Annotated in this window: 4 protein-coding genes and 1 pseudogene; 1 reads left to right on the forward strand and 4 read right to left on the reverse strand. The window is 65.3% G+C overall.

The genetic code is table 11. From position 1 onward, the window contains the following. Positions 1–218 precede the first annotated feature (218 nt). The 4 genes from H926_RS0124520 to H926_RS0124535 all read right to left on the reverse strand — a co-directional run bounded on the left by H926_RS0124520 (position 219) and on the right by H926_RS0124535 (position 6,541). Positions 219–1,718 (reverse strand): MDR family MFS transporter, encoded by a 1,500-nt coding sequence (locus tag H926_RS0124520; RefSeq protein WP_022678587.1) that lies wholly within the window; start codon positions 1,716–1,718, stop codon positions 219–221. A gap of 217 nt (positions 1,719–1,935) precedes the next feature. Further along, complete coding sequence (locus tag H926_RS0124525; protein ID WP_028658473.1) at positions 1,936–3,594, reverse strand: M20/M25/M40 family metallo-hydrolase; 1,659 nt, start codon at positions 3,592–3,594, stop codon at positions 1,936–1,938. Positions 3,595–3,682: 88 nt separating this feature from the next. After that, complete coding sequence (locus tag H926_RS0124530) at positions 3,683–5,167, reverse strand: alginate export family protein (RefSeq protein WP_022678589.1); 1,485 nt, start codon at positions 5,165–5,167, stop codon at positions 3,683–3,685. A 30-nt stretch (positions 5,168–5,197) separates the two neighbouring features. Beyond that, positions 5,198–6,541, reverse strand: a complete 1,344-nt coding sequence (locus tag H926_RS0124535) for a dicarboxylate/amino acid:cation symporter (protein ID WP_022678590.1) — start codon at positions 6,539–6,541, stop codon at positions 5,198–5,200. Positions 6,542–6,761: 220 nt separating this feature from the next. On the opposite strand from H926_RS0124535, the pseudogene H926_RS33980 reads away from it, so the two are divergent. Continuing rightward, positions 6,762–7,162: pseudogene (locus H926_RS33980) on the forward strand (sensor histidine kinase); the annotation flags it as partial.

Consider the following 7,162-nt stretch of genomic DNA (forward strand, 5'->3'; position numbering starts at 1 on the left):
CACATCCCGTCCCTTTCCTGTCCCGACCCTTTGCCAAGAAATTAACGAACCAGGGTAAACTTTTCCCTAATCCCTGCACTTCGGGTGGCAGCATAGGGCCGGTCGTATTACTATTTATTGTTATAGGTCAAAGCGTTGCAACAAAGAAGAAAATCTGTCCGCCTGGCCGGGTAAAACCCGATATCTTAAGGTGCGCGCCTAACCCAAACCGGTTCGGCTCATTCGGAATGTCCGCTGATTTCCGCCCCGGCATCGGGCGCGAAGCGGCGGTTCCAGATCGTGGCGCACAGCGATATGGCGGTCACCGTCCAGAACGCCGCGGCAAAATCGTCGAGCAGCGGCCGCGCATGGCCGTGCAGCAGCATCGCCACGTGCAGCGCTGCCGCCGCCAGGCAGATGCCCAAGGACAGCATCAGCTGCTGGAACGTGGCATAGAACGCGGTGGCGCTGCTCATCTGCTGCGGGGCGATGCCGTCATAGGCGATGGTGTTATAGGCGGTGAACTGCAACGACATGAAAAAGCCCGAGAGCACCAGCACGCCAAACATCGCCCATACCGGCCAGCCCGGCCCGAACAGCCCACAGATGGCATAACCCGCCGTGCCGATCACGCCATTCCACACCAGGGTGCGGCGAAAGCCCAGCGCCCGCAGCACGCGCGGCGCAGCGGCCTTCATCGCCAGCGAGCCGATCGCCGTCGCCACCGTGATCATCCCGCTGCGCGCTGCGGAAAAGCCGAAACCCACCTGCATCATCAAGGGCAACAGAAATGGCTGCGCCCCTTGCGTGATCCGCGTGACCGAGCCGGCAATCACCGACAGGCGGAATGTGCGATCCTGCAACAGCGCGAGGTTGAGGATCGCCCCTTCCCGGCCGCGCGCATGGCGGACATAGAACACGCCGGCGACGGCGCCGACCGCGAGCAGGCTGCCGGCCAGTGTCCCCTGGCCGGCACGGCTGGCCATTTCAAAGCCGAACAGCAGGCAACCCAGCGATACGCCGCTGAGCACGAAGCCGGCCCAATCGATCGTGGCCGGCACGTCTTCGCGGAAGTTGGCAATATAGCGACTGACCAGCCAGAGGCCGAGCACGCCGACCGGCAGGTTGAGGTAGAAAATCCAGCGCCAATCGAGATAGGTCACGATGAAACCGCCCAGCGGCGGCCCGATCACCGGCCCGATCAAGGCCGGCACCAGCAGCCACGACATGGCATTGACCATATCCTGCTTGGCCACGCTGCGCAGCAGCACGAGCCGGCCAACCGGGATCATCATCGCCCCGCCCATCCCCTGGAGAAAGCGCGCGGCGACCATCAAGGAAAGGCTGGGTGCCTGGCCACAGGCAAAGCTGCCCGCCATGAACAACGCGATCGCGGCGCGAAACACGGTGCGCGATCCGAACCGGTCTGCCAGCAGGCCCGACGCGGGAATGAACACCGCCAGCGCCAAGAGGTACGAGGTCAGCGCAATGCTCATTTCCGCCGGCCGCACGCCGAAATCGCGCGCCATTGTCGGCAGCGCGGTGGCGAGCACGGTGGCGTCGACGAATTCCATGAACAATGCCGAAGCGACGATCAGCGCCACCAGGCGATAGTTTGCGCCCGATGCCTCCGGCCCGCCAGGATCGCGCGCCGGGGTGAGCGCGTGGGCGGCCGGCACGATGCCATCGCGGATCTCGGCGTTGACAGTGGCAATCCCCCGGCGGCGCGGCGCTAGCATGGGCAGCCCCACGGGCCGAGCCGGGTGCAGGCAGGAAAGATCATGGGCAAACGTTCACTTCTGGTCTGACGAGACAGCGCACCACCATCGCCGGGAAGCGGGGCGCGCAGCAACGGGAAAGGCCACGGGCAACCCCGCCAGCCTTATGCTTGCCCGCGATATAGGACCATGGCCGGATTTGAAACCCCGCCCCTTTGGCCCTCTTTATGCTTGCCGATCAACGCTTGCCGGGCGGATCGGTGACAAACGCGGGCGGCGTCGCCTCGTCGGCAAAGCGCCAGGCGGAAAGATAGGCCAGCTTGAGGATGCGCGTCATCTTGCCGTAGTTGATCTTGTCGGCCGTGTCGGTGGTGTGGTGATAATCGGGATGGAAACCGGTGAAGAACCAGAACGCGGGAATGTTATTGAGCACGAAGGGAAACTGGTCGCTGCGGAAAAACACGTTGAGCGCGTTTTCGTGGTCGAACCGGTCGTCCAGCACCAAGCCCACGCTGCGGTTGGCCTCTGCCACGGTGCGCGCGTAATCCGGGCTATAGGCCGCGCCGATCAGGTTGAGGCGGTTGGTGGTATCGGCGGGAATGTCGATCAGCCCGGTGGTCTGGTCGCTGGGCGCCTCGTTGCGGCCGATCATGTCGAAATTGATCATCGCGCGCGTCGTCGCCAGCGGGCGCAGCGGATGGGCGGCCATGTAATAGGCACCCAGCAAACCCCGCTCTTCGGCGGCAAACACCGTGAACAGGATCGATCGGCGCGGCCGCGCGCCATTGGCCATGAACGCGCGCGCCAGTTCGACCACGCCCACCGTGCCCGAGCCGTTGTCATCCGCGCCGTGCCAGATTTCCGGGCCGTTGGACCCGTCGTGATCGTGATGCGCGCTGATGATCACCGTTTCGGGCGCCAGCGTGGGGTCCGATCCCTTGAGCAGCCCGGCGACGTTCCAGGTGGTCCCGCGCGATCGCACGGTGTTTTCCAGGTGCAGCGTTACCTCGGCCCCGGGCACGGCGCGTGATTGTGGCACCAGCGCGCGGTCGATCGCCGCTTGCAGCGCACTGGCGCTCTGCCCCGTGCCGGCCAGCAGCGCCGCCCCGGCCTCATCATCCACGGTAATCACCGGAATATGCAGCGCGTCGTCCACCAGGGCCTGCGCCGGGATCGGCGGCGTGCGCTTGGCGCTGCCGCCAATGCGCATCATGCGGTCAAAATTCGAGGGATGCTTGCGGTTGGGCTCGGCCATCACGACCAGCGCCAGCGCGCCATGGGCCTGCGCGTTCAGGGCCTTGACCCGGTTGGTGGCATAGCGGGTGTTGCCCGTGCCGCCAAAGCGCGAGGCCGGATCGTTTTCCTGCGGCTCGTGCTCGAACACCACCACGATCCGCCCCTTGGCGTCAATCCCGCGATAATCGTCATAGCCCACGCCAGGGGCGGTGATGCCATAGCCGGCAAAGACCAGCGGCGCGGTGATATCCACGTCATCGCGATAGCCGCCCACCAGGTGCGGCGCCTGCCAGCGGCGCGTGGCATTGCCGCTGCGCAGGGCCACGAAATTGGCCGCCGCATTGGGCCGGTATTCCACCAGCGGCACGCTTTGCAGGAAGCTCGGCGCGCCAGCGGCGTCCTGCGCCGCCGGTTCCAGCCCGGCCTTGGCAAATTCGGCCGCAACCCACTGCACCGTGGCATCGTCACCGGGCTGCAACGACATGCGCCCTTGCAATGCATCCGACGCCACCAGGCCCAGATCGGCGCGCAGATCGCTCTCGCGAATGCGGTCAAACCCGGCGGCCTGGTTGGCCGGAACCGGCACGCCGGCGCCATCCTGGGCCAGGGCAGCAGCAGGCAGAGCCACTGACAGCAAAAGGGTGAGTGCGGCCTGTTTCATGGGGGGCATGCTCCACGACGATTGGGGGGTATGGCCCAGCTATACCCCCCTCATCATCGCTGGCAATCATGCCCGCCAACGCAGCGGTTCAAAACCGGTAGCTGATCCAGCCGGCAATGAAATCCGAACTGCGATAGCCCGCATCGGTCAATGCCGCGCGCGCCATCAGGTGTTCGTAGCGCCCGGTCAGCGTCAGGCGCGGCGTGGCGTTCCACACCATCTGCGCGCGCACCACATCGGCAATCTTGCGCCCGCGCCCGTTCTGCGTGCCGGCAAAGGGCTGGCCATTGGCGCGATAGACCGCGTCGTGCACATCATCGCGCCAGGCCAGTTCGTATTCCGCGCTGATCCGCGCATTGCGAAACGGGGTAAAGCTGGCGTTCGGCGTCACCGCAACCAGGTTCGACGGGGTGAGATAGAGCTGATAGCTGAAATAGATGTTGTTGCCGAACGGAGCATAGGCATTGCGCAGCTTGCCCTGGCCATAGCCGCCACCGCCGCTGGCATAGTCGACATGCACGCCAATGCGCGGCGCGGTCTTGGCCGGGCCGTTGCCGATCCGCCAGGTCTGCGCCAGGAACGCCTGCCAGGCATCGATGCCCTGGTTCATGAACGTGCCCCACTGGTGGTTGACCGACCAGTCCAGCCCCAGCCGCCCGACATCGCCGCGCAGCTGCGCCCCGGCGTAATAGCGCGTGGCCGGGCCGATCCGCCCGCCCCAGGTGCCCACCAGGTTGCGCCGCCGCCAGGCAAACAGATCGAGATAGAGCTGCGAGCCGCCCAGCGTGGTCTTGGGCAGGACAAACCCCGCCGTCACCCCGGAGAAACGCCGCGCGGGATCGATCACGTCATCATCGGTGCCCAGGTCGCCATAGGCCGTGGGCTTGAGATCGAACACCGTCAGCCGCGCCTTGGCCCCGCGGACCCAGCCGCGAAAGCCATTGAGGGTATAGCGGATGGTATTGTTGTCCCGCTGCGACACCAGAATGTTGGGGCCGTCGGTAAATTCCTGCCGGCCATAGCGCGCCCCCACTTCGGCCTCGCCCACCATCGCGTTGGCTTCGGCAAAATACTGCAGGAGCACCATGTCGTTGCGCAGCGTGGCCGCCGGAACGCCCAGGTTACGCCCACCGATGCCGCCATGCGAAATCTCGCCATAGAAGCGCAGGTGGGGGCCGACATGCAGATCGGCGCCCAGTGTTTCGCGGTTGATATCCTGCCGCTGCGCCTGGGCATCGCGCAAGTTGGGGTTCGTCGTCAGGTTCATGCGCAGGCGCAATTCGCCCGAGACCGTGAGATAGACATCGCCATCGTCATCGAGCGGGATGAACTTGAGCCGGTCGAGCGGATCGTCGCGCTTGGCTGGGTTCTGCATCACCCGCCAATCCTCTGCCCAGCGTGACAGGGCATAGCCGCCCGGTGCCGCCGCCGCATCGCCATTATAGGCGGCCGGGTAGCTCTTGCGCTGGGCTTCGCCAGCCGGTTCGGCGGTGGTTTCGGCCAGGGCCGGGGTGCCGGAAAGCAGGCAAAGCGGGGCCGTGGCGGCCCGCAGCCGCGAAAAACGCAGGTCCATGATGGTTTCTCTCCCTAGATGCGCCGCTGCTTAGGCAGCGTGCGCCTGTTCCACCGGGGCCGGCAGCGACCGGCCGTGCAGCGCCGCGTCGAGGCGTTCATGATCGAGCGCGTTTTCCCAGCGCGAGACGACCACGGTGGCCACAGCATTGCCGATGAAGTTCGTCAGGCTGCGGCATTCCGACATGAAGCGGTCGATGCCCAGGATCAGCGCCATGCCCGCCACCGGCACGCTCGGCACGATCGACAGTGTGGCGGCCAGCGTGATGAAGCCCGCGCCGGTAACCCCGGCCGCGCCCTTGGACGAGAGCATCGCCACGCCCAGCAGCAGCAGTTGCTGCCCCAGCGTCAATTCCACGTTGCACGCCTGCGCGATGAACAGCGCGGCTAGCGTCATGTAGATATTGGTGCCATCGAGATTGAAGCTGTAGCCGGTCGGCACGACCAGGCCGACGACGGTCTTGGAACAGCCGGCCCGCTCCATCTTCTCGATCAGCGCGGGCAGCGCGCTTTCCGAAGACGAGGTGCCCAGCACCAGCAGCAGCTCTTCGCGCAGATAGGCAATCAGGCGCAGGATCGAAAAGCCCGCCAGTCTCGCGACCACGCCCAGCACCACGAGCACGAACAGCGCGGAAGTGACGTAGAACGCCGCCACCAGCTGCGCGAGATTGGCCAGGCTGCCCACGCCATACTTGCCAATGGTGAATGCCATGGCGCCAAAGGCACCGATCGGCGCCGCCTTCATCACGATCGACACCAGCTTGAACACCACGCCCGAAACGTCTTCGAGCAGATCGAGCACGCGCTGTCCGCGATCGCCGACCGAGGCCAGGGCAATGCCGAACAGTACCGCCACCACCAGCACTTGCAGGATGTTGCCCTGGGTCAGCGCCGAAAGGAACGTGTCCGGGATCATCGCGCCCAAAAAGCCCACGATCGTGCTTTCATGCGCCTTGGCGGCATAATCGGCCACCTTGCCGGCATCGAGCGTGGCGGGGGTGATATTCAGCCCCGCCCCCGGCCGCAGCACATTGGCCACGATCAGGCCTACGATCAGCGCCAGCGTCGAAAAAAACAGGAAATAGGCAAAGGCCTTGGCCGCCACGCGGCCCACTGCCGCCAGATCGCGCATGCCGGCAATCCCGGTGACGATGGTAAGGAAGATCACCGGGGCGATCACCATCTTGACCAGCTTGATGAACATATCGCCCAGCGGCTTGAGCGCTTCACCTGTTGCCGGATAGAAATGCCCCAGCAGCACACCCGCGGCAATCGCGGTCAAGACCTGGACATAGAGGTGGCGATACCACTTGCGAGGCCGCTGCGGCCCCTGCCCGGCCACGGGCGCAGACGGAGTGGTGACAGCGAAATTCATCGTGGGAAAGCCTTTCGTCCTCTCGGCAGGGCGCGTTGCTCGGTCCTGCTCGGCCATTACCATAGGCGGCGGCCCTGCCCACCGAAAGCTTTTGCTACATTCCGAATAAGTGACGCTTTTTCAGAATCTTGCCAAATCGCGATGGCATTCTTTGTCCAGAAATCGGCACACTCGGAAATCCCGATGTGCAGATTTTGACACATTATGCTATGCGTCTGGCGTGGGTAGTTTGAACCGATTCCGCGCCGTGGCGATGGTGCTGGTGGCCGCCGTGCTGGTGGCCATGGCGGCGGCCGGGGTGGCCGGTGCGATCACGCGCCATGTCATGCTGGCCCGACTGCAAACGCGCGCCGGGCAAGACCTGCGGCTGCGCCAGGCGCTGCTCACCAGCGAAATCGCGCGGTTCCGCCTGCTGCCTCGCGCGCTGGCTGATGACCGGGACCTGGTGGCAGCCACGCCTGTCCCTGGCCATACGCCCGCCCCGGCAGCGCAAGCCGCGCTCAACCGCAAGCTGGAGGCACTGGCCCAGGAATTCGGCGCCGCAGCGATCTATGTGATCGATCGCCAGGGCATGGCCTTTGGCGCCAGCAATTGGCGCCAGCCGCACAGCTTCATCGGACG

The organism is Novosphingobium sp. B-7 (genome assembly GCF_000410615.1).
GTDB lineage: Bacteria > Pseudomonadota > Alphaproteobacteria > Sphingomonadales > Sphingomonadaceae > Novosphingobium > Novosphingobium capsulatum.